The 19,422-nt window shown below is 59.8% G+C and carries 16 protein-coding genes and 2 pseudogenes; 4 read left to right on the forward strand and 14 right to left on the reverse strand.

The genetic code is table 11. The features are described 5' to 3' along the window. Positions 1 to 41: 41 nt before the first annotated feature. Together EV130_RS01100 and arfA are read right to left on the reverse strand one after the other, a co-directional pair. On the reverse strand, positions 42 to 1,127 hold the full coding sequence (locus EV130_RS01100; protein ID WP_074065495.1) for an ABC transporter ATP-binding protein: 1,086 nt from the start codon (positions 1,125 to 1,127) through the stop codon (positions 42 to 44). 61 nt (positions 1,128 to 1,188) lie between these two features. Then, positions 1,189 to 2,709 (reverse strand): arabinosylfuranosidase ArfA, encoded by a 1,521-nt coding sequence (arfA, locus tag EV130_RS01105; protein ID WP_074065496.1) that lies wholly within the window; start codon positions 2,707 to 2,709, stop codon positions 1,189 to 1,191. Positions 2,710 to 3,133: 424 nt separating this feature from the next. On the opposite strand from arfA, the gene EV130_RS01110 reads away from it, so the two are divergent. Further along, positions 3,134 to 5,053, forward strand: coding sequence for a potassium transporter Kup (locus EV130_RS01110; RefSeq protein ID WP_074065497.1), 1,920 nt, complete (start codon positions 3,134 to 3,136; stop codon positions 5,051 to 5,053). Between the two features lie 233 nt (positions 5,054 to 5,286). Here EV130_RS01110 and EV130_RS01115 read toward each other — a convergent pair. The 6 genes and pseudogenes from EV130_RS01115 to EV130_RS01140 form a co-directional block, all read right to left on the reverse strand. Further along, a pseudogene (locus tag EV130_RS01115) lies at positions 5,287 to 5,445 on the reverse strand (flavin reductase family protein); the annotation flags it as partial. Between the two features lie 54 nt (positions 5,446 to 5,499). Further along, a complete protein-coding gene (locus tag EV130_RS01120) occupies positions 5,500 to 6,243 on the reverse strand; it encodes an aspartate/glutamate racemase family protein (protein ID WP_074065498.1) in 744 nt (247 codons plus the stop codon). Between the two features lies 1 nt (position 6,244). Then, positions 6,245 to 7,066 carry an ABC transporter permease gene (locus tag EV130_RS01125; protein ID WP_074065499.1) on the reverse strand — a complete coding sequence of 274 codons (822 nt, stop codon included), beginning with the start codon at positions 7,064 to 7,066 and terminating at the stop codon, positions 6,245 to 6,247. A gap of 1 nt (position 7,067) precedes the next feature. Continuing rightward, complete coding sequence (locus EV130_RS01130; protein ID WP_074065500.1) at positions 7,068 to 7,982, reverse strand: ABC transporter permease; 915 nt, start codon at positions 7,980 to 7,982, stop codon at positions 7,068 to 7,070. Positions 7,983 to 8,133: 151 nt separating this feature from the next. After that, positions 8,134 to 9,432 carry an ABC transporter substrate-binding protein gene (locus tag EV130_RS01135; RefSeq protein ID WP_074065501.1) on the reverse strand — a complete coding sequence of 433 codons (1,299 nt, stop codon included), beginning with the start codon at positions 9,430 to 9,432 and terminating at the stop codon, positions 8,134 to 8,136. 28 nt (positions 9,433 to 9,460) lie between these two features. Then, positions 9,461 to 10,543 (reverse strand): ABC transporter ATP-binding protein, encoded by a 1,083-nt coding sequence (locus tag EV130_RS01140; protein ID WP_132549691.1) that lies wholly within the window; start codon positions 10,541 to 10,543, stop codon positions 9,461 to 9,463. 268 nt (positions 10,544 to 10,811) lie between these two features. Here EV130_RS01140 and EV130_RS01145 point away from each other — a divergent pair, with 268 nt between their 5' ends. After that, on the forward strand, positions 10,812 to 11,525 hold the full coding sequence (locus EV130_RS01145; protein ID WP_074065503.1) for a GntR family transcriptional regulator: 714 nt from the start codon (positions 10,812 to 10,814) through the stop codon (positions 11,523 to 11,525). Between the two features lie 60 nt (positions 11,526 to 11,585). Here the strand turns inward: EV130_RS01145 and EV130_RS01150 are convergent, their stop codons facing one another. Then, the gene (locus EV130_RS01150) at positions 11,586 to 12,392 is read right to left on the reverse strand and encodes an alpha/beta hydrolase (protein WP_245519991.1); all 807 of its coding nucleotides are present in this window, start codon (positions 12,390 to 12,392) and stop codon (positions 11,586 to 11,588) included. Positions 12,393 to 12,453: 61 nt separating this feature from the next. Here EV130_RS01150 and EV130_RS33070 point away from each other — a divergent pair, with 61 nt between their 5' ends. Together EV130_RS33070 and EV130_RS33075 are read left to right on the forward strand one after the other, a co-directional pair. Continuing rightward, positions 12,454 to 12,666 carry a hypothetical protein gene (locus tag EV130_RS33070; RefSeq protein ID WP_237358632.1) on the forward strand — a complete coding sequence of 71 codons (213 nt, stop codon included), beginning with the start codon at positions 12,454 to 12,456 and terminating at the stop codon, positions 12,664 to 12,666. Between the two features lie 337 nt (positions 12,667 to 13,003). Beyond that, positions 13,004 to 13,090, forward strand: a pseudogene (locus EV130_RS33075) (type II toxin-antitoxin system VapB family antitoxin); the annotation flags it as partial. Positions 13,091 to 13,429: 339 nt separating this feature from the next. On the opposite strand, the gene EV130_RS01160 reads toward EV130_RS33075, so the two are convergent. From EV130_RS01160 to EV130_RS01180, 5 genes are read right to left on the reverse strand one after another with little or no spacing between them, the layout of a single operon-like run. Next, the gene (locus tag EV130_RS01160) at positions 13,430 to 15,304 is read right to left on the reverse strand and encodes a GH39 family glycosyl hydrolase (protein ID WP_132549685.1); all 1,875 of its coding nucleotides are present in this window, start codon (positions 15,302 to 15,304) and stop codon (positions 13,430 to 13,432) included. Between the two features lie 30 nt (positions 15,305 to 15,334). After that, complete coding sequence (locus tag EV130_RS01165) at positions 15,335 to 16,174, reverse strand: 5-deoxy-glucuronate isomerase (RefSeq protein ID WP_132549682.1); 840 nt, start codon at positions 16,172 to 16,174, stop codon at positions 15,335 to 15,337. Continuing rightward, entirely contained in the window at positions 16,175 to 17,236 is a 1,062-nt protein-coding gene (locus EV130_RS01170; RefSeq protein WP_074065507.1) for an ABC transporter ATP-binding protein, read from the reverse strand. Next, on the reverse strand, positions 17,233 to 18,297 hold the full coding sequence (locus EV130_RS01175; RefSeq protein WP_132549679.1) for an ABC transporter ATP-binding protein: 1,065 nt from the start codon (positions 18,295 to 18,297) through the stop codon (positions 17,233 to 17,235). Before EV130_RS01175 ends, EV130_RS01170 begins: the two co-directional genes overlap by 4 nt. Beyond that, on the reverse strand, positions 18,272 to 19,414 hold the full coding sequence (locus EV130_RS01180; RefSeq protein ID WP_132549677.1) for an ABC transporter permease: 1,143 nt from the start codon (positions 19,412 to 19,414) through the stop codon (positions 18,272 to 18,274). The genes EV130_RS01175 and EV130_RS01180 overlap by 26 nt, the downstream gene beginning before the upstream one ends. Positions 19,415 to 19,422: the final 8 nt, after the last annotated feature.

Below are 19,422 nucleotides of genomic sequence, written 5' to 3' on the forward strand. Positions count from 1 at the left end.
TTCACTTCCGAAATCCGGGCTAGACGCCCAAACTCCAGGCATCAGCTGAGCCTCCTGCCTTCGCTGTCGAAGGCCAGCATTTCAGGCACCCTCAGAGAAAGATTGATCTTTTCCTTGGGCTGCGGGCGGCTGTCGCGGCACTCGACCGTCATTTCCGCGCCACTTACAGTCAGAATGTGCAGATAGCCGGTGCCTCCGAGCTCCTCGGTGAACTCGGCCACGGCCGGAAGCGTCACAGTGCCTTCACTTGCCCCAAGCCCGATATGCTCCGGACGGACACCGACATGGACGGATGCGCCGGCAGCAGCACCCCTTCGCACCGGCAGATCGAATGGCTGGCCGGGCGCGTCTTCAAGCTCGACCCGCAAAGAACCTGACCCCGCATTTACGACTTTTGCCTTCAGAAAGTTCATTCCCGGCGAGCCGATGAAGCCTGCGACAAACATGTTTTGCGGATCGCGATAGAGCTTGAGCGGCGCACCGACCTGCTGGACGACGCCTCCTTTGAGCACGACGATCTTGTCGGCAAGCGTCATCGCCTCCACCTGATCATGCGTGACATAAACCATGGTCGCGCCGATCTGCCGGTGCAGCCGGGCGATCTCCATGCGCATCTTTACGCGCAGTTCGGCGTCGAGGTTCGACAGCGGCTCATCAAACAGGAAGACGCGCGGCTCGCGCACGATTGCCCGGCCGATCGCCACGCGCTGGCGCTGGCCGCCGGAAAGCTGGCTTGGCTTGTGGTCCAGATAGTCTCCCAGACGCAGAATGTCGGCGGCCGCCTTGACCTTCTGCTGGATCTCCGCTTTCGGCCGACGGGCGATCGACAGGCTGAACGCCATGTTTTCGAAAACGGACAGATGTGGATAAAGCGCATAGGACTGGAAGACCATCGCCACGCCGCGCTTGGAGGCTTCCCTGTGCGTCACGTCGTCGTTCTCGATGCGGATTTGCCCGCCGCTCGTCTCCTCCAGCCCCGCAATCATTCTGAGCAGCGTCGACTTTCCGCAGCCCGAGGGACCGACAAAGACGGCGAACTCGCCCTGTTCGATCTCGATATCGACGCCATGAATGACCTTGAACGAACCGAACGACTTGCTGACATTCGTCAGCTTGATACCAGACATGCACCCTCCCGATTGTCGTTTTCAACGGGGCGGCTCCTCCGCCGCCCCAATGGCAATCAGTTCACGCCGAGGCGACAGACAGCAGTATGAAATGATAGGATTTTGCCGGCAGGGCCCCGATGAGCGCACCCTCGTCGGTGATGGAAAGACCCGCGCCCGGCTTTGGGACGATGCGCTCCTGGTTCTCGACCGAGTTCCTGGCTTTCAGATCCTCGCCGGTCATGACGTGATGCTGCATGATCTTGAGACCCTTGAAGCCCTGCAGGTCGACGCTGAAGTCCAACGCCTCGTCAAGGCTGCGGTTGATTGCAAAGAGCGCTATCGTCCTGCCGTCGTCGTGCAGCACCGCCGACAGATCGAGATAGGGCACGTCCTGGGCGACCTCGCAGTCGTAAGTCGGGCCGAATGACGACACCGTCAGCGCCGTGCCGCGACCGTATTTCGAGGCAAATTGCAGCGGATAATAGATCGACTGGCGCCATGCCGGACCGCCGGCCTTGGTGAGGATGGGCGCAATCACATTGACGAGCTGCGCCATGCAGGCGATCTTGACCCGGTCGGAGCGGCGGATGAAGACATTGATCAGCGAAGCGACGAAGATCGCATCCTCGAGATTATAGAGCTCTTCGAGGAGCGGCGGCGCTTCCGGCCAGTCCCAGCTCGCGATACGCTCGCCGTCTTCCTTGCGGTCGTGGTACCAGACGTTCCATTCATCGAAGCAGATCTTCACGTCGCGCTTCGACCGCTTCTTCGCCTTGATGTAGTCGATGACGCCGCCGATGGTGACGATATAGCGATCGAGCTCGATCGCCTTGGCATAATAGTTCAGCGTGTCGTTTTCTTCGTTGCCGAAGTACTTGTGCAACGAGATGTAGTCGACGCTGTCATAGCTGGCTTCGAGAACCGTCGCCTCCCATTCGGGATAACTCTTCATCTTGTCGTTGGACGAGCCGCAGACAACCGTTTCCAAGGTCTTGTCGAAGTATTTGAAGGCCTTGCTGACTTCGTTGGCGAGGTGGCCATATTCGGCAGCGCTCTTGTGGCCGACCTGCCAGGGGCCGTCCATCTCGTTTCCGAGGCACCAGATGCGGACATTGTGCGGATCCTTGTAGCCGTGGCTGGCGCGAAGGTCGCTCCAGTAGGTTCCGCCCGGATGATTGCAGTATTCGAGGAAGTTGCGGGCATCGTTCAGCCCGCGCGAGCCGAGATTCATGGCAAGCATCATCTCGGTGTTGGCAAGCTTCGACCAGTCGGCGAATTCATTGATGCCCATCTGGTTGGTTTCACGTGTGCGCCACGCAAGATCAAGCCGGGTCGGACGCTGGTCCCGCGGGCCGATACCGTCTTCCCAATGATAGGCCGAGACGAAATTGCCGCCCGGATAACGCACGATCGGCATATCCAGGTCGCGTACCATATCAAGAACATCGGTTCGAAAGCCGTCCTTGTCCGCCTTGGCATGGCCCGGTTCGTAGATGCCGGTGTAAACTGCGCGGCCCATGTGCTCGAGGAAGGAGCCATAGACCCGCTTGTCGACGGCCGAAATCGTGAATTCCCGGTTTAGGGTGGCTTTTGCCCGCATGGATGTTCCTCGTTATTGAATCTGATTTTTCCGCAAGCTAGACTCGGAAATTTTTTATTTCAAGGATTTTGTTTTATATCAAAAAATCAGTTTCATATAACCGGCCTGGGTTGATGGGGCACGGTTGGATGCGTGAGTCTTAACACTGTTTCAGGCTGTGAATTTTTGCCTCGCGTTTCCTGGACGTCTGCGCGTTTCAGCTTTGCATCCGCTCGCCGTCGACCGCCCCAATCCCTATTGAGGATGCTGCTGTGGCGTGACATTGGCCTCAGAAACTGCGATTATGAGCACCCGATCGAGAACGGTCACCAACGACAATCCAAGGCCAGGGAACGCCCTGCATGTTCTGGTCGTTTCCTCGTCACTTCTTCGGCGGCGGGGCGGCCGTTGCCGGCTTCCGTTTAACAACGATCGTCAACAGGAAATGACCTTGACCTCGACGAAGCCACCCGGAAACGGACTCCCTGCCGAAGACGATCACCGGGGAACGGCGAATTTTCCACTCCTCGTGCTCGCAGCTCTCGGCGTCGTCTACGGCGATATCGGCACGAGCCCGATTTATGCATTCCGCGAAGCCCTGAAGGTCTCCGGTCAGGTGTCAGGGATGGTTGACGGCAAGCAGATTCTGGGTTTGCTTTCCCTGATCGTCTGGGCATTGACCTCCATCGTCGCCGTCAAATACGTAGGCTTCGTTCTGAGAGCCGACAACAAAGGAGAAGGCGGCACGCTTTCACTGATGTCGCTCGCCCGCGAGAGCCTTGAAGGCAGACCGGTCTGGGTTCTTGTTCTTGGCATTGCCGGCGCCTCGCTGTTTCTGGGCGATGCCATCATCACTCCTGCGATATCGGTATTATCGGCCGTCGAAGGCCTCGAGGTCGTCGCTCCGCAGCTTTCGCATTGGGTCGTTCCGACCACGGTTGTCATCATAACGGTCCTGTTTCTCGTGCAACGTTTCGGGACAGGCGGTGTCGCATCGGTATTCGGGCCGGTCACCGCATTATGGTTCCTGACACTTGGCGTCTCCGGCCTTGCTCATATCCTCCAACAGCCCCTGATCCTCTCGGCCATCAATCCGCTCCACGCCATTGAATTTCTCGGCACCCATACTGGAATTTCGGTGCCGGTTCTGGGTGCAGTGTTTTTGGCGGTAACCGGCGCTGAGGCGCTTTATGTCGATCTTGGGCATTTCGGGCGAAAGCCGATCGTCTTTGCCTGGTTCGCGCTGGTGTTTCCAAGCCTGCTTTTGAACTATTTCGGACAGGGCGCATATGTCCTCAGCCATCCTGAGGACATCGAACATCCGTTTTTTGCAATGCAGCCCGAATGGGCACAATTTCCTGTGGTCGCCCTCGCCACCGCTGCAACCGTCATTGCCAGCCAGGCAGTCATATCCGGAGCATATTCCCTTATCCGCCAAGCGATGCATCTCAATCTTCTGCCGCGCTTCAGCATCCGTCATACGTCGGAAACTCAGGCCGGGCAGATCTACATGCCCCAGATCAATGGCCTGTTGTTCGTCGCCGTCATCGTATTGGTGATCACCTTTCGCAATTCGAGCGGTCTGTCGGCCGCCTACGGGATCGCCGTCACCGGCGAGATGCTTATTACCGCCATCTTGCTTTTCGTCGTCGTGCGACGCGTCTGGAGATGGCGACTGACACTTGCGCTGCTCGTAATCGCACCGCTGATCTTGATAGACACCAGCTTCTTCGTCGCCAACGTCGCAAAATTCGCACAAGGCGGCTGGGTTCCCGTCGCCGTGGCCCTAACCCTTGCGTTCTTGATGCAAACCTGGATTTCCGGGCGCCGCTTGCTGACAATTCGAACGAGGGCAGACGAGGTCCCGCTCACGATGATCATCGATAATCTGACAAGGAAAAAGCCGTCGACGGTACCGGGAACTGCGGTGTTTCTGACGAGCGACGTCGAAGGTGCGCCTACTGCTCTCTTGCATAGCATGAAGCACTACAAGGTGCTGCACGAGCACAATATCATCCTCAGCGTTCTGACGTCCCCGTCACCTTATGTTGCCGATGACGAGAAAATCCTCCTTGAGCGCCTGCATCCCCTGTTCAGCCGCATCGTCATCACCTTTGGCTATATGGAGACCCCCAACATTCCCCGCGCCCTTATCCTGGCGCGCAAGCTCGGCCTGAAATTCGACATCATGTCGACCACCTTTTTCCTGTCGCGCAGGACGATCTTGCCGTCCGATAAAGGCGGCATGCCGTTGTGGCAGGATCGGGTGTTCATCGCACTCGCGCACAATGCCAGCAACGCGACTGAGTATTTCCGGCTCCCGACCGGGCGTGTCGTCGAACTCGGTATCCAGGTGACGATCTGACTGGCGCCCTCATCGGCGCAGCGCCTGCGTTGCGCTCATGAGCGAAGAGCTTGCCTGGTGATCGTGACGAAGGCGAAAGAGGAGCCGCGCTTCGAGGCATCGTCGAACCCGCCGTCAGCGGCAATGGCCGGGCCGGTCCTCGGCTTCGATCTTCCAACGGGTCGCTTCCAGAAAGTTGCCGCTGGAGACTTCAGGTAAGAGCACGGCTTGCTTCCGGCAAATTGACTGTCGCTCTAAAGCTTCGGCGTCAGCATCTCAAACCGGTCGCGGACGGTGGAGCAGAGATCGCCGCCAAGGCGGGCGATCGCATCGACTGCTGCTGGATCAACGTGGAAGCGCTCCGGATCGACAACACCGTCACGATAGTGCGCAAAGACGATTTCACCGAGGATAGCTTGTAGCGCTCGCGCTCGCTCAGTGCCGTAAAGTCGAAGGAGATGCTCAAATCAGCTTGCTGTCCCTATCGGGGCAAATCTGCTCATGGCGCCGGTGAAGGCCTTGGGAAGCGGCGGGGCATAGGAGCCACGCTTGCTGGTCGAAAGTCCGAGCGACACCAGCGCCTCGGCCTGCTTCACCGCCGCGGCAACGCCATCGACGACCGGAACACCATAGATCTCCTGCAAATCGCGCGCGAGATCTGTCATGCCCGCACAGCCGAGCACGATTGCTTCTGCACCATCTTCTGAAAGTGCCCTTTCGATTTCAGCCCGAAGCTTCCCGATAGCACCGGAGGCCCCGTTTTCGAGTTCGAGCACTGGGATGTCGGATGCCCTTACCTTCGCCCGGCCGCCCATGCCGTAGCGGCGGACAAGATTGTCGATGAGCACGCGGGAGCGTTCCAGCGTGGTAACGACCGTGAAACGTTGCGCCAAAAAGCCGGCCGTCGCCACCGCAGATTCGCAAAGGCCGAGAACCGGCACATCGGCAAAGGCGCGCGCGGCATCAAGGCCGGTGTCGTCGAAACAGGCGACGACCGCCGCGTCATAGCCGGCCCCCTGGCGCTCCTTCAGCTCCATCAGCAGTCCCGGGATTGCCAGCGCCCCGTCATAGTGGCCCTCGATCGAAACCGGTCCCATACGGGACGTGGCCGCGATGATGTCCGTTCCTGTTGCGGCGACGGCGCGTGCGGCGATAGCAGCCTTTTCCGTCATCGAGGCCGTCGTGTTGGGGTTTACCAGCAATATGCGCATGTCATTTGAACTTTGCCTGCCGCCGGCTGAGCATCATCATGATGGCGAGCGCGACGAGGATAATGGTGAAGGAGAAGAGCGTCGTCACGGTTCCGAGCGCATAGAGCACGGGCGTCGTGACGTTCGTCGTCATGCCGTAGATTTCGAGCGGCAGCGTGTTGTAGGTACCCGACGTCATCAGCGTGCGGGCGAATTCGTCATAGGAGAGCGTGAAGCCGAAAAGGCCGACGCCGATCAGGCTCGGCAGGATCATCGGCAAAACGACGTGCCGGAAGGTCTGCCATGAGTTTGCGCCGAGATCGCGCGCCGCTTCCTCATAGGCCGGAGAGAACCGGTTGAAGACGGCAAACATGATCAGAACGCCGAACGGCAGCGTCCAGGTGAGGTGGGCGCCGAAAGCCGAGGAATACCAGGCAGGCTTCAGACCGCCTTGCTGGAAGACGACGCCGATGCCGAGCGAAATGATGATCGAGGGAACAACGAGGCTCGCAACGGTCGCATAAAACAGTGCCGTCGAGCCCCGGAACTTCCGGCGGAAGGCCAGACCTGCGAGCAGCGAGACGGCGACGGTGACGATCATCACCATCAGGCCGAGCAAAAAGGATCGTTTGAAGGAGGCGCCGAAATCGCCGACGGCCTGTTTTTCGAAAAGGTTGAAGAACCAGTGAACCGAAACCCCGTTCAGCGGGAAGGTCAGGCCACCGTCCGGCCCCTGGAACGACAGGATCACAATCGCCGAGAGCGGGCCGTAGAGAAAGACCACGAAGACGGCGAAAAAGACCGCGAGCACGTAGAATTCGACGGTTCGCTTTTCATGGTTCATCTCAAAGCTCCTTGCGGATGTCGACGACGCGCAGAATGGCGGCGACCATCAAGAGCACGACGACCAGAAGCACGACAGCATTGGCGGCAGCGGCCGGATACTGCAGCAGCGACATCTGGTTTTTCATCATCAGCGCCACCGAAGCGCTCTGGCCGCCGGACATGACCTGCACGGTGGAAAAATCCGCCATCACCAGGGTCACGACGAAGATCGTACCGATCGCCATGCCCGGTTTTGCAAGCGGGATGACGACGTTCCAGAGGATCTGCCAGCCGCTGGCACCGGCATCGCGCGCCGCCTCGAAGAGCGAGCGGTCGATGCGCATCAGCGTGTTGAAGATCGGCGTCACCATGAAGAGCGTATAAAGGTGCACCATGGCGAGTACGACGGCGAAATCGGAGTAGAGCAACCACTCGATCGGCTGTGGGATGAGGCCCATCTCGATCAGCGTCGTATTGACGAGCCCATTGCGGCCGAGCACGGGGATCCACGAGATCATGCGGATGATGTTCGACGTCATGAAGGGCACGGTGCAGACAAGGAAGAGGATCATCTGCGTCGAGGTCTTGCGGATATGGAAAGCCAGAAAATAGGCGACCCAAAAACCGATGAGGAGCGTGAGTGCCCAGACGATGACGGTGAACTTGAGCGTGTTGAGGTAGATCTTCCAGGTGACCCACGAACCGAGCGTCTCGGTATAATTCATGGTGAGGAAGGCGGGATAGAGCCCCGCAAAGTCATAATCCCAGAAGCTCACGACAGCGATCATCGCGATCGGCAGCAGGAAGAAGAAACCGAGGATCAGAAAGAGCGGCAGAGCCTGGAAATAGGAAATCGCAGCCAGCGGAAGGCGAAAACCGCCACTTTTAACGCGCTCAGCCTTCTCACCGGGTTGTGCGGAAGCGATCGTTGCCATCTGCCATCCTCTTAGACATTCGCGGAAACCAAACTGGAAGGGATCCGAAAGACCCCTCCCCAGCCCTCCCGCAGAAGGAGGGAGTGTCTGCCGCGGCCTCTCCGGTCCCTCCTCCTGTCGGGGGATTGAGGAGACGAACGCGGCGAGCACCTTATGCGGCGATGAACTCGTTCCAGCGGCGGACCATGTAGCGATCTTCATCCATGACCGAGTTCCAGCAGGCAACAGCGCCCATGCGGGCCTCGAAGGAGCCGCCATCGCGCACGGCGCCGGCCTTCTCCATGACCTTGCCTTCCGGCGAGAGAATGTCGCCCTGCGCCGGCTTGCCCTCGATCCAGTAGCCCCATTCATCGGCCGACATGAAGCCCTTGGCGGTTTCCATGCAGGCAGAGTAGTAGCCCTGGCGGTTGAGGTAGCCGCCGACCCAGCCGGATGTGTACCAGTTGATGTACTCGTAGGCGGCGTCGAGCTGAGCACCCTTGAGGTGCGAGGCAAGGCCGAGACCGCCGCCCCACGCGCGGTAGCCTTCCTTGAGCGGCTGGTATTTGCAGGCAATACCCTTGGAACGGACAGCGGCAACGGCCGGCGACCACATCGACTGGATGACGACCTCGCCCGACGCCATCAGGTTGACCGACTCATCGAAGCTCTTCCAGAAGGCGCGGAACTGGCCTTCGCTCTTTGCCTTGATCAGGAATTCTATCGTCTTGTCGATCTCTTCCTTGGTCATGTTGCCCTTGTCGGCATATTTGATGTTGCCCATGGCTTCCATGATCATCGCGGCATCCATGATGCCGATCGAGGGAATGTTCAGAATCGAGGTCTTGCCCTTGAACTTCGGATCCATGATGTCGGCCCAGGTGGTGATCTCGCGGCCGACGAGATCCGGACGGATGCCCAGGGTGTCGGCGTTGTAAATGGTCGGAACCATCGTCATCCACTTCGTCGGCTCCTTGGCGAAGGTCTTGGAATCGGCGCCTTCGACGAAGCCGACCGTATGCGGTGCAGTACCCTGCGCAATGACGCTGTCCGGCTTCATCTTGCCGTTGATGAAGAGCGGCACGATCTTGTCGAAATATTTCAGCTTCGACGTGTCCATCGGCTGGAGGACGCCGGTCGGAAAGACTTTCTTGGCAATCCAGTATTCGATGTCGGCGATGTCATAGCTGTCCGGCTGGGTGACGGCACGCTGGGCAGCAGCGTCGGAGTCCGTTGCCGTCATCTCAAGCGTGATGCCGAGGTCCTTCTTGCACTGTTCGGCGATCGCGTTGATGTTGGAAACGCCCGTGCCGAACTGGCGAAGCGTGATGCTGGACTGCGCCCAGATCGTCGGAAAGCCGGTGATCAGGCCCGAGCCGGCGGCCGCACCGATCGCGGCAGCGCCCGTCTTCAAAAGCGAACGGCGGGAAATGCCCTTCGCGGTCTTGGTTGTCTTCGTTTCAGTCGTCATGTCAGTTCCCCTTTTTTGATTGCAAAGTTCAAGGACGGCCGAGGAGGATGGCATCCTCCAGGGTCCAACTCAAAGCCACCGCATCGCCGATCGATACGGGTCTGGCGAAGTAATCGCCGTCGCTCGCGATGACCGTAAAGTCGTCACTGCCCGCGCCGATTGCGGTGATTTTCACCGAAGCGCCGCGGTATTCGATGTTGGAAACCACGCCGTGGAAGCCGAGCGTCTTTTCCGCAGACGCTTCGAGGCGGACGCGATCGGTGCGGATGCCGATATCGATAGGCTCGCCCACCTTCCTGCCCTCACCACGCACGGAAAATGTCTGGCCTTCCGGCACCTTGAGGGTGATCACGCCGCCTTCGGCAGCGACCACGCGTCCGGATAGAACGTTGTGGTCGCCCATGAAACGGGCGACGAAAGCCGTGGCCGGGCGCTCGAAGACCTGGCGCGGTGCTGCCGCCTGTTCGATCTTGCCGTCATTCATGACGACAATCATGTCGGCAAGCGCCATCGCCTCTTCCTGGCTGTGCGTCACATGGACGAAGGTGATGCCAAGCGTCTTTTGAAGCTTCTTGAGCTCGGCGCGCATACGGATCTTCAAGAACGGGTCGAGGGCCGACAAGGGCTCGTCAAGCAGCAGCGCTTCCGGATCGGTGATCAGCGCCCGCGCCAGCGCCACGCGCTGCTGCTGGCCGCCCGAAAGCTGCGCCGGACGCCTGGTCGCGTAAGCTTCCATCTGCATCAGCTTCAGCATCTCCAGCGCCTTGGCCCGGCGCTCGTCCTTGCCCAGTCCCTTCATCTTCAGGCTGAAGGCGACATTGTCGATAAGGTCCAGATGTGGAAAGAGTGCATAAGACTGAAACATCATCGCTGTGCCGCGTTTGGCGGGAGGAAAGTCGGTCACGACGGTATTGCCGAGGCGGATATCGCCCGACGAGATGCTTTCATGGCCGGCGATCATGCGGAGCGTCGAGGTCTTGCCGCAGCCCGATGGGCCGAGGAAGCAGCAATATGACCCAGCCGGAATCTTCAAGCTGATGGCGTGGACCGCAGTCGTCGCGCCATAAACCTTCGAAACGGATGCTATATCGATTTCCGCCGCTTTCGACATCGTGTCTTCCCCTGTTCGAGAAAGATCGATGCATCCGCCGTGCCAGTTTTGTCGCCGGCCTCAAACCCCATGAATCACTTGGCTTTTTCGGAAGGTCCAAAGCTCCCGCCCAATTCAGTCCTCCATCGACGTGCACAGGAAATAGGCTTTTGTCCGCGATTTATGCAGATGATCGTATACAATTTGACCTGCATTTTGCTTGCAAATTCCGTTTAACATTTCTTGCGAAGCTGTCTATCATTGGGGTGATAATCAGGTATCCGATTTCATGAAGTCCACCTCTGACGCAGTTCTTTCGACAGATGATTCAGCCGAGACAGGCGCGCAGCAAATTCGTGATGCGATCCGCGATGCGATTGTCGAGCGCCGCCTTTCTCCGGGCACGAAACTTTCTGAAGGCGATGTCGGAAATCTCTTCAACGTCAGCCGCACGCTTGCCCGTGCCGCACTCCAGGCGCTGTCTTACGAGGGACTCGTCAGCGTCGAGAAGAACCGCGGCGCCTTCGTCGCCTATCCCTCCCCTGACGAGGCCCGTCAGATTTTCGCTGCCCGGCGTCTCGTGGAGCCCGGAATCCTGCGCGAAGCGGCCGCGCGAATTACACCTTCGCAGATTGAGCACCTGAAGCAGCTTCTATTGGAAGAGGGCCGTCTGATGAGCGAGCGCGGCCAAACAGCGCGACGCGCGGAAATCAAGGCCTCCGGCGATTTTCACTTGATGCTCGCACAGATTTCCGGCAATGCCATCATGCAGCGCTTCATGGAAGAACTCGTCGCCCGCTCCTCGCTCGTCATTGCTCTCTACGGTCAATCGACCGTATCAAGCTGCGGCCATACAGAGCATGGCGATATCGTTGCAGCCATCGAAAACGACGATCTCGATACCGCCTGCCGACTGATGGTGCACCATATTTCCCATATAGAAGCCGATCTGGATCTGCGCGAACGCAAAAGCTTCGGACTGAAAGAGGCCTTTTCCGTCTAGAATTGGCCAGCTTGGCACACGAAGGCTAATTCCGGCTGTCAGAGCATTGCCAACCCGGTTTCATTGCAGTGGTCTATCGGCGAAATGAGCCATCGCAAACTCGGCCGCATTCTGGTTGGATCTCCTTGCTTCGTCGAGCCAGAACGGAAACAACGAGGCCCCATGGAACAGGCCCGGCACGACATCGAGCCGCACATCGACATTGGAAGCCTTCAGCTTTTCGAAAAGCCGCTGAACATCCCCCCGCAAAGCCTCCTTGTCCCCGACTTGCAGCAGGGTCGGAGGAAAGCCTGAATAATCGCTGTTTATCGGCGACACGGTTTGAAGCGAGGCAGTCCCCTTGCCCGCATATTCTTTCCCCACCTGCTGCAGCCATTCGCGGCTCAGCGAAACCTCGTCCTTTCCATGCGCTGGAACCCCCGCACCCTCAAAATCGGCAACCGGGCTGATAGCGATCACGGCAGCGGGCTTCTCGCCATTTGTGGCGATCTGGCGAAGGGACATTTGAAGTGCCAAGGTTGCGCCGACGGAATCTCCGATCACCACAATGTTTGCCGCCTCGTAGCCCGATTCAAGCAGCCATCGAAACGCAGTGACTGCATCCTCGACCTGCCTCGGAAAGCGGTACTGAGGCAAAAGCCGATATTCGATCAACAGCACATCGGCAGACGAGGCCTTCGCGAACGACGCGGCGATGTTTCGATGACTACGCAAGGAGCCGCCATAAAGGCCTCCACCGTGGAGATAGAGGATCGCCCGTTTGCCAAGCGGGTGGTGGAGGCGAGCGGGCCAGATCAACTCGCCGTCAACGCCATCGGCATCGACGTCTCGTATCTGTACCCGCGTTGGCTCAGGCGTGGCCCTCATCGCCTCCTCGAAGCGCAGCCTTCGGTCGCGAAACTCACTCTTGTCGTCTAAAAGCCGAGCAATGATTTCCTTGGCGCGCGATCGTGGATCCGACTTTGTTGCGCTGGCGCCATCGGCACGTGCCATACCGTTCAGCGATGATAGCAGAAGCAAGCATGCCATCACCCTGAAAGCCAAACCGGTTTTTGATCGCAATGGCATGAAACTCCTCTTGATCCTCGCTTCTCAATATCAGTGGTCGGCCAAGACTGTAGCGGCAATTGCTTTCGTGTAAAGAAAGGGAAGCAGTTTCCGGGAGTATTTGTCCCGAGCCTGCCTCAAGACCTGGAAATCACGCCGGCGTTGGAAAAATCTTGGCAAAGCGGGCACCTGGCCACGGCCAATGCGCCGGTTTCTGTTTGCCGCCGTGCAACGACCTGCGTCGGATTGACGACCCCCCAAGGCGATCGCCTGAAAAGCGTCGTGATCATCTAGACGACAGCCATGACATCGATGGACTGGGTGGATCGAGAATAGCGGGGGCGAAGATGGCATAGTGGAGCGAGGCGACCAGCCTTTGCGTCAGCCCGGCAATGATGAGTTGAACGGCAGACCCGTCCGCTACCGTGTGGGATCTCGCTGCCGAAGGCCGACGTGCCGTGCCGGCCGGCACGACGTCCGCGCATGACGACCTCTATGATGAGCACGGCCTGCGGAGGCCGCCAATCGCGGCATCTCCCTGCTGGAGGCCATCCAGTTGTCGCGTTACAAGTCGGTGACGCACGCAGCCGGTTACTATATTAATGCAGAACACAAGCTTGGATACGCAGCGCGGCTGCTGGTCTGAGCGCGGCTTTATGTCGAAGAGTCGGTCCGATAGCTGCATCCTCCCCTGCCGCTTCCGATCAATCGTGCCAACCTGCGGCCATGACTGCCCTATCCCTTTGGCACACTCGGTGTCAACGACATGATCATCCAAGTGCGAGCGAGAAGCCCGACGCGGGCAAGAGATGCGTTGGCACCCACTGTGTGTGCATCTAACACCCGCGGCGCCAGTATCAGTCGGCGATGATGCAGAGTGGGCTCTCCCGTCCGAAGGCGTCGCGCGCCCGCACGGCATGGCGCGCGCCCGATTGCGGCGATACATGCAAGTAGGCCGTCGAGATCAGAGGAGCGGGATTGACCTTCTCGAAGGTCTTTCCATCGGTGCTGGTCAAGACGTCGTAGAAAATGCCCGGACTGGCATCGCCTGCGGCCCAGAACAGCATCCGTTGCGCCCGCTCTCCAAGACCCCGGTAGCGCGTCGCCGTCAGCCCGGTCGGCGCGGACGGCGCCGCTCCCGTGTCGGGGACTACCAGTATTTGCGTGAGGGAGGGCAGTGGCACGTCAAGGTCGAGGCTGATCCGGCCTTCCTGCGCGTCGACGATGCTGATCGGGTGCAAAAGCGCAGGCTCCTGGGCGCGCCGCAATTGGGCAAACTGATCGGCGGTTGGCTCGCGCGGTGCGCCGACCGGCTCCCAGGGACCGCGTGGGTTGCCTTCGTCCCGCTGCGCCTCCCACACTTCCATGGGATTGGTAAACTCATTGTCGATGCGCAGCAGGCAAACGGCGTGACGGCCCGGCTTTAATCCGTCGATTTGAAGCCGCACCGACGTTCGTCCGGACTGTGTGATTGCGTCGACGGAGTGGATCAGCGCGATTGAGGCGCCGCCATCGGCAAGTTTTGTAGGCAGGACGGCCAGCCCGTCTATGTCCGGATCGAGTTTCGGATTTGCTGTCGCCTCGCAGAGTGTATCGCCCAGCGTTGCCAGCAATTCGAGCGATGTCAGGCCGGGCTTCTTGATCTGCTCGAAAGGCGGGGCAGCGTCGACGTCGGTTTCCAACGTGCTCAGATCGGTCTTGTGCTCCCATTGCGCCCGCCGGAAATTGCGGGGTCCGAAATAAGCAAAGATCGTTCGCTGCCCCCAGCCGCCGATGAAGGCGTGATCGTTGCTCAGAAAGGTGAAGTCGGCCGCCCCGGGGGCGATGATGCGGCGCTCGTGCTGCTCGATGATCTTGCCGATCATTGCGGCATAATAGGCCTTTCCATGCCACGAGTGATGGTCGGACCAACCAAGCTGCGGATCGCATTCATCATTGACGATCGGCAATTCAGCCAGCCGCGGATGATGCTGCCGCAAATAGTCGACGGTAAGCAGCGTGCGATCGATGATGCCCTTGCTGTTGGGCGTCAGATCCTCGATGCTGCCATTGACGCCCTTTTCATGGATGGAAATGAAGTCGATCCGCGGCGGGCCGTCGTTGGTCAGGCAGCTCACGCCTTTATCGCAGTGCGCAACGATGGCGCGAAAGATCGGCGAGAGCGTGCGCGCCGTCCCGGGACCGCCCATCGGTAAGGAGCGGTCGACGGCGTCGAGCCCGGCAACGCAGGCATCATAATAGTTTGTGTAGCCCCGCTCACCGTAGGTCCACCAGCCGGAGTCCGCCTCATTGGTCGTCTCGAAAAACCAGCTGCGTAGCTCCTCTATGCCATAGCGCCCGGCATAACGTTCCGCCACTGCCGTGACCAGGTCGCGCCACGCCTTGACCTGGTCGATGTTCTCATAATCGGTGAAGATGCCGGATGGATTGCCCATCAGTTCGAAGAACGGTTTGAGCCGATGCTCGACCATCACGTCGACTGCGCGGTCGAGCAGCGACCAGTCGTATCTGGGGTTTTCAATGCCTCCGGTCGCAGTCAGCAGGTTGAGCAGATAGTGAACGCGCAGATAGCGGACGCCTTCATGCGGTACGCCGCCGAGATAGGCGACCATCTGGCGCATTTCCGGCTCCAGCAGCAGTTCTGCCGGAGAAAAGCCCGTGCCGCGCCAGAAGCGTTTGAAAGGACGCACCGGCTTGCTCACGTCGACATCTATCTTTGTGCGCTGGCGCATTCGCGCAATCTCCCTGGTTGGTTAAAGAGGCTATTTGAATTTGGCGCGCATGGCGTCGATGCCTGGAATGACCCCGGTCAGGTGCTCATGCTTCGGGTCGAAGCGCTGGATAAGACCACGGCGATGCTTGCCGACGAGGATGGTGAAGATGTAGCTGCGGTGTCCGGGCGACGTGACTGTCGGATGATAGCCGCGGTCGAGCAGGAACGTATCGCCGCTGCGGGTCATGAATGTCTCGACCGGCCCGTTCTCTTCATAGACGATCTGTCCACCGAAACCGGTCTCAGGGAGGAAACGGTAATGGTAGAGCTCTTCGTGACGACTTTCGACATCGCCGCACTCGGTGTCGTGCTTGTGGGGCGGGTAGCCTGACCAGCAACCGTCGCCGGCGTAGAGTTCGCTCACCAGGAGATGACCACAGCGCCCGTTCTGGCGTTGACCGAGCAGATGGGCTATGCGGCGCTGACTATGAGTCTCGAAGGAGCCGACATTGACCGCGTCGACCTCCTGAGGCGTGACGCGAAAAGCTGCATAGCGCCTCTCGCAGATCCCACCGGCCACGGCGATCTCGGCATTCCCGCTTGTTGCCGTGACAACGACGTCTGCGTCGACGGGCGCATAAACGCAATCGGCGTCACCTGACCAGATGTCGGCGCGTTGGCCGACCGCTTCGAAGCGAATGCCGTCGACCTCGATGTCGACCCTACCCGAGAGCACGACATAAAGGCTTTCATGCGCCGGTAGCCGTCTTCGCTCCTGACGGCCGGCAGAAAGCTTGAGAAGGTCGAAATAAATGAGCTCCAGGGTAGCCGACGACTGGTCGACGAGCGGGCGGGCGCGGATCTCGCTACGGGAAATGAGTTCTGGCATTCAATGCAACTCCGCAAGTGGGTGCTCGTCGAAGGGCGTGAGCTTCAAGGTTTCGGCGTGGTGGCAAGCGACGGAATGGTCATCCGTCTTGACTGGCCGCAGTGGCGGTACATGGCTCTTGCAGAGGTCTGTGACGTAGCGGCAGCGGGGGTGGAACGGACAGCCTGAAGGAGGGTTCGCCGGATCGGCCACCTCGCCGGCAAGCCGGATGCGGCGGCCACGGCGGCGCAGCCTTGGATCCGGGATGGGGACGGCCGAAAGAAGGGCTTCGGTATAAGGGTGGCGAGGGCTGGCGAAAATGGCGTTGGTCGGCGCCTTTTCCACGACTTTCCCCATATACATGACCGCAACGTTGTCGGAGATGTGACGCACGACCGAAAGGTCATGCGCCACGAAGAGGTAAGTCAGCCCGAAGCGCTCCTGCAGGTCTTGCAACAGGTTGATGGTCTGCGCCTGCACGCTCACATCCAGAGCCGAGACAGCCTCGTCGGCGATCACCAGGCGCGGTTCGGGCGCAAGCGCGCGGGCGATGCTGATGCGCTGCCTTTCTCCGCCGGAAAAGGCGTGCGGATAGCGGCGCATGAATTCGGGGCGAAGTCCGACGCTGCGCAGCAGCTCGGCGACCCGATCCACCAGTTCCGAGCCCGTTGCGATGCCATTCACCTTCAGCACCTCGCCGATGATGTCGATGACGCGCATGCGCGGGTTAAGCGAAGATTGCGGATCCTGAAAGACGACGCGGATATCGCGGTGAATCTCTTTCAGCCCCGGTCCGGACAATCTCGCAAGATCGATGGGCGCACCGCTGCGCCCGGTATAGGCGATCTCGCCTGCCGTCGGGCGGTAGACGCGCAGGATGGTGCGCGCGAGCGTCGACTTTCCGCAACCGGATTCGCCGACGATGCCCAGCGTCTCGCCACTGTCGACGCTGAGAGACACGCCGTCAACGGCCTTGATATGACCGACGACCCGTCGGAATGCACCTCGATGGATGGGGAAATGCATTTTGAGATCGTGCAACTCGAGCAGCGCGTTCTGTCGCCGGGGTGTGTCGGCCGTCATCGGTTTTCTCCATGCAGAAGGCAGCTTGCAACGTGGCCTTTTGATATCGTGACCGGCTCGGGAGCCTTGCGGTCGCAAAGCCCTGCCACCGCCATTGCGCAGCGCGGGTGAAAACCGCATCCCTGAGGGCGGTCCAAAGGCGAAGGCACCATACCCTCGATGGTCGGGAGCCGTTTTGTTCCACCGCCATGCATACGCGGAACCGATTGCAGGAGCGCCCTGGTGTAGGGATGTGCCGGCGCGTGGAAGATGGTGTCGACGTCGCCGGCCTCGACGACCTTGCCCAGATACATGACGACCACCTCGTCGGCGATCTCGGACACCACGCCGAGATCGTGGGTGACAAACAGCACCGAAAGATTGAAGTCGGCCTGCAGCGTCGAAAGCAGGTCGAGGATGTTGGCCTGCGTCGTCACGTCAAGTGCCGTGGTCGGCTCGTCGGCGATCAAGAGCTTTGGGCGACAGGAAAGCGCAAGTGCAATACAGACGCGCTGGCGCATGCCGCCGGAAAATTGGAAAGCGTAGCTCTCCATCCGCTCCCTCGGGCGGGGAATGCCGACAAGCGACAGCGTCTCGATCGCATGCTCTTTCGCTTCGCGTCGGCCCATGTTCAGATGCAGGCGAATGACTTCGATCATCTGATTGCCAATCGTGTGGACCGGCGAAAGCGCGGCCATCGGCTCCTGGCTGATCAGGGCGATCTGAGCGCCGCGAATCGCCCGCATATCCTTGCCGCGTGGATCGAGCGCGACAATGTCCACCGGCGGCTTGCCGGCGTCTGGCCTGTAGCGGATTGCGCCCGATACAATGCGCCCGCCGCGCGGAACCTGGTTCAGGATCGAGCGCCCGGTAATGCTCTTGCCGGAGCCGGATTCGCCCACGACGCACACCGTCCTGCCGCGCGGGATCGAGAAAGACACGCCGTCGACCGCCCGCACCAATCCCGCATTGCCGAAGAAATGGGTGTGAAGGTTGTCGACCTCGATCAGCGGGTCCGGCGCAGCGCTCCGGTCTGTCTCTTTGGCAGGCATGGGTTTAGTACTCATAGGGATCTGCAGCATCGCGAATTCCATCACCAAGGAAGTTGAGCGCAAGGACCGTGATGATCACCGCCAGTCCGGGCAGGAACAGCCAGGGCGCGTTAGAGACAGCCAGGATGTTCTGCGCCTCCTGCAGCAGGACACCCCAGCTCACCACCGGAGGTCTGAGCCCGATGCCGAGGAAAGACAGTGCCGTCTCGGCCAGGATCATGGTAGGGATCGCCAGCGTCACCGAGGCGATGATATGGCTCATGAATGACGGCACCATGTGTCGCCAGATGATGCGCATCTTCGAACAGCCGTCGAGCTCTGCGGCAATCACGAAATCCTCAGACTTGAGCGACAGGAAGCGCCCACGCACCACGCGCGCCATGTCAGTCCAGCCGATCAGCGACAGGATGACGGTGATCCAGAGGTAGACAACGATCGGGTCGGTGCTGATCGGAACGGCCGCCGCCAGTCCCATCCACAGCGGAATGGTTGGTATCGACTTCAAAAGCTCGATGCCGCGCTGGATGACACCATCCACCCAACCGCCGTAAAGACCCGATATGCCGCCTAAAAGAATACCGAGGATCAGACTGATGGTCACGCCGATCAGGCCCACCGACATCGAGATGCGGGTTCCATGGATGGTTCTGCTGAGCACGTCGCGGCCAAGCCGATCAGCACCAAACAGGTAAAAAGGCTGACCCGGTTCGAACGGACCGATCAGGTGGCGGTTGGTCTCGAACAGGCCCCAGAACCGGTAGGGCTCGCCCTTGACGAAGAAACCCACCGGGATGAGCGTGTTCGGATCAGGTTCATAGGTACGGCTGAGCGCAATCGGGTCGACCTTGGCAAGGTAGCCGTTCACATAGAGCATGTGGAACGCGCCGTTGGCGTCATGGCCCGCAAACCTGAGCCGTTGCGGCGGGGCATAGGTGAAGCGTGGATCATAAGCCTGCTCCGACATCGGCGCCAGGAACTCGGCAAAGGCGGCAATCAGATAGACCAGCACGATGACGGCACCCGAAGCCAAAGCCACCCGGTGCTGGCAAAACCGCCACCAGATCAGCCGCCATTGCCCTGCCGATGCGTTTGCGTGCTTGGCGGGCTTGATCATTGGGATGGCCGTTGCCACGGTTTGATCGGCCATTGCAGTTG

It is taken from the genome of Rhizobium azibense (assembly GCF_004342325.1).
Classification (GTDB): Bacteria; Pseudomonadota; Alphaproteobacteria; order Rhizobiales; family Rhizobiaceae; genus Rhizobium; species Rhizobium etli_B.

Excerpts from the sequence above, each read along its gene's own strand:
- arfA (WP_074065496.1), bottom strand. The coding sequence starts at position 2,709 with ATGCGGGCAAAAGCCACCCTAAACCGGGAATTCACGATTTCGGCCGTC.
- EV130_RS01100 (WP_074065495.1), bottom strand. The coding sequence starts at position 1,127 with ATGTCTGGTATCAAGCTGACGAATGTCAGCAAGTCGTTCGGTTCGTTC.
- EV130_RS01125 (WP_074065499.1), bottom strand. The coding sequence starts at position 7,066 with ATGAACCATGAAAAGCGAACCGTCGAATTCTACGTGCTCGCGGTCTTT.
- EV130_RS01130 (WP_074065500.1), bottom strand. The coding sequence starts at position 7,982 with ATGGCAACGATCGCTTCCGCACAACCCGGTGAGAAGGCTGAGCGCGTT.
- EV130_RS01150 (WP_245519991.1), bottom strand. The coding sequence starts at position 12,392 with ATGAGGGCCACGCCTGAGCCAACGCGGGTACAGATACGAGACGTCGAT.
- EV130_RS01120 (WP_074065498.1), bottom strand. The coding sequence starts at position 6,243 with ATGCGCATATTGCTGGTAAACCCCAACACGACGGCCTCGATGACGGAA.
- EV130_RS01110 (WP_074065497.1), top strand. The coding sequence starts at position 3,134 with ATGACCTTGACCTCGACGAAGCCACCCGGAAACGGACTCCCTGCCGAA.
- EV130_RS01145 (WP_074065503.1), top strand. The coding sequence starts at position 10,812 with ATGAAGTCCACCTCTGACGCAGTTCTTTCGACAGATGATTCAGCCGAG.
- EV130_RS01165 (WP_132549682.1), bottom strand. The coding sequence starts at position 16,174 with ATGCCAGAACTCATTTCCCGTAGCGAGATCCGCGCCCGCCCGCTCGTC.
- EV130_RS01160 (WP_132549685.1), bottom strand. The coding sequence starts at position 15,304 with ATGCGCCAGCGCACAAAGATAGATGTCGACGTGAGCAAGCCGGTGCGT.
- EV130_RS01140 (WP_132549691.1), bottom strand. The coding sequence starts at position 10,543 with ATGTCGAAAGCGGCGGAAATCGATATAGCATCCGTTTCGAAGGTTTAT.
- EV130_RS33070 (WP_237358632.1), top strand. The coding sequence starts at position 12,454 with ATGATTTCCTTGGCGCGCGATCGTGGATCCGACTTTGTTGCGCTGGCG.
- EV130_RS01170 (WP_074065507.1), bottom strand. The coding sequence starts at position 17,236 with ATGACGGCCGACACACCCCGGCGACAGAACGCGCTGCTCGAGTTGCAC.
- EV130_RS01175 (WP_132549679.1), bottom strand. The coding sequence starts at position 18,297 with ATGCTGCAGATCCCTATGAGTACTAAACCCATGCCTGCCAAAGAGACA.
- EV130_RS01135 (WP_074065501.1), bottom strand. The coding sequence starts at position 9,432 with ATGACGACTGAAACGAAGACAACCAAGACCGCGAAGGGCATTTCCCGC.
- EV130_RS01180 (WP_132549677.1), bottom strand. The coding sequence starts at position 19,414 with ATGGCCGATCAAACCGTGGCAACGGCCATCCCAATGATCAAGCCCGCC.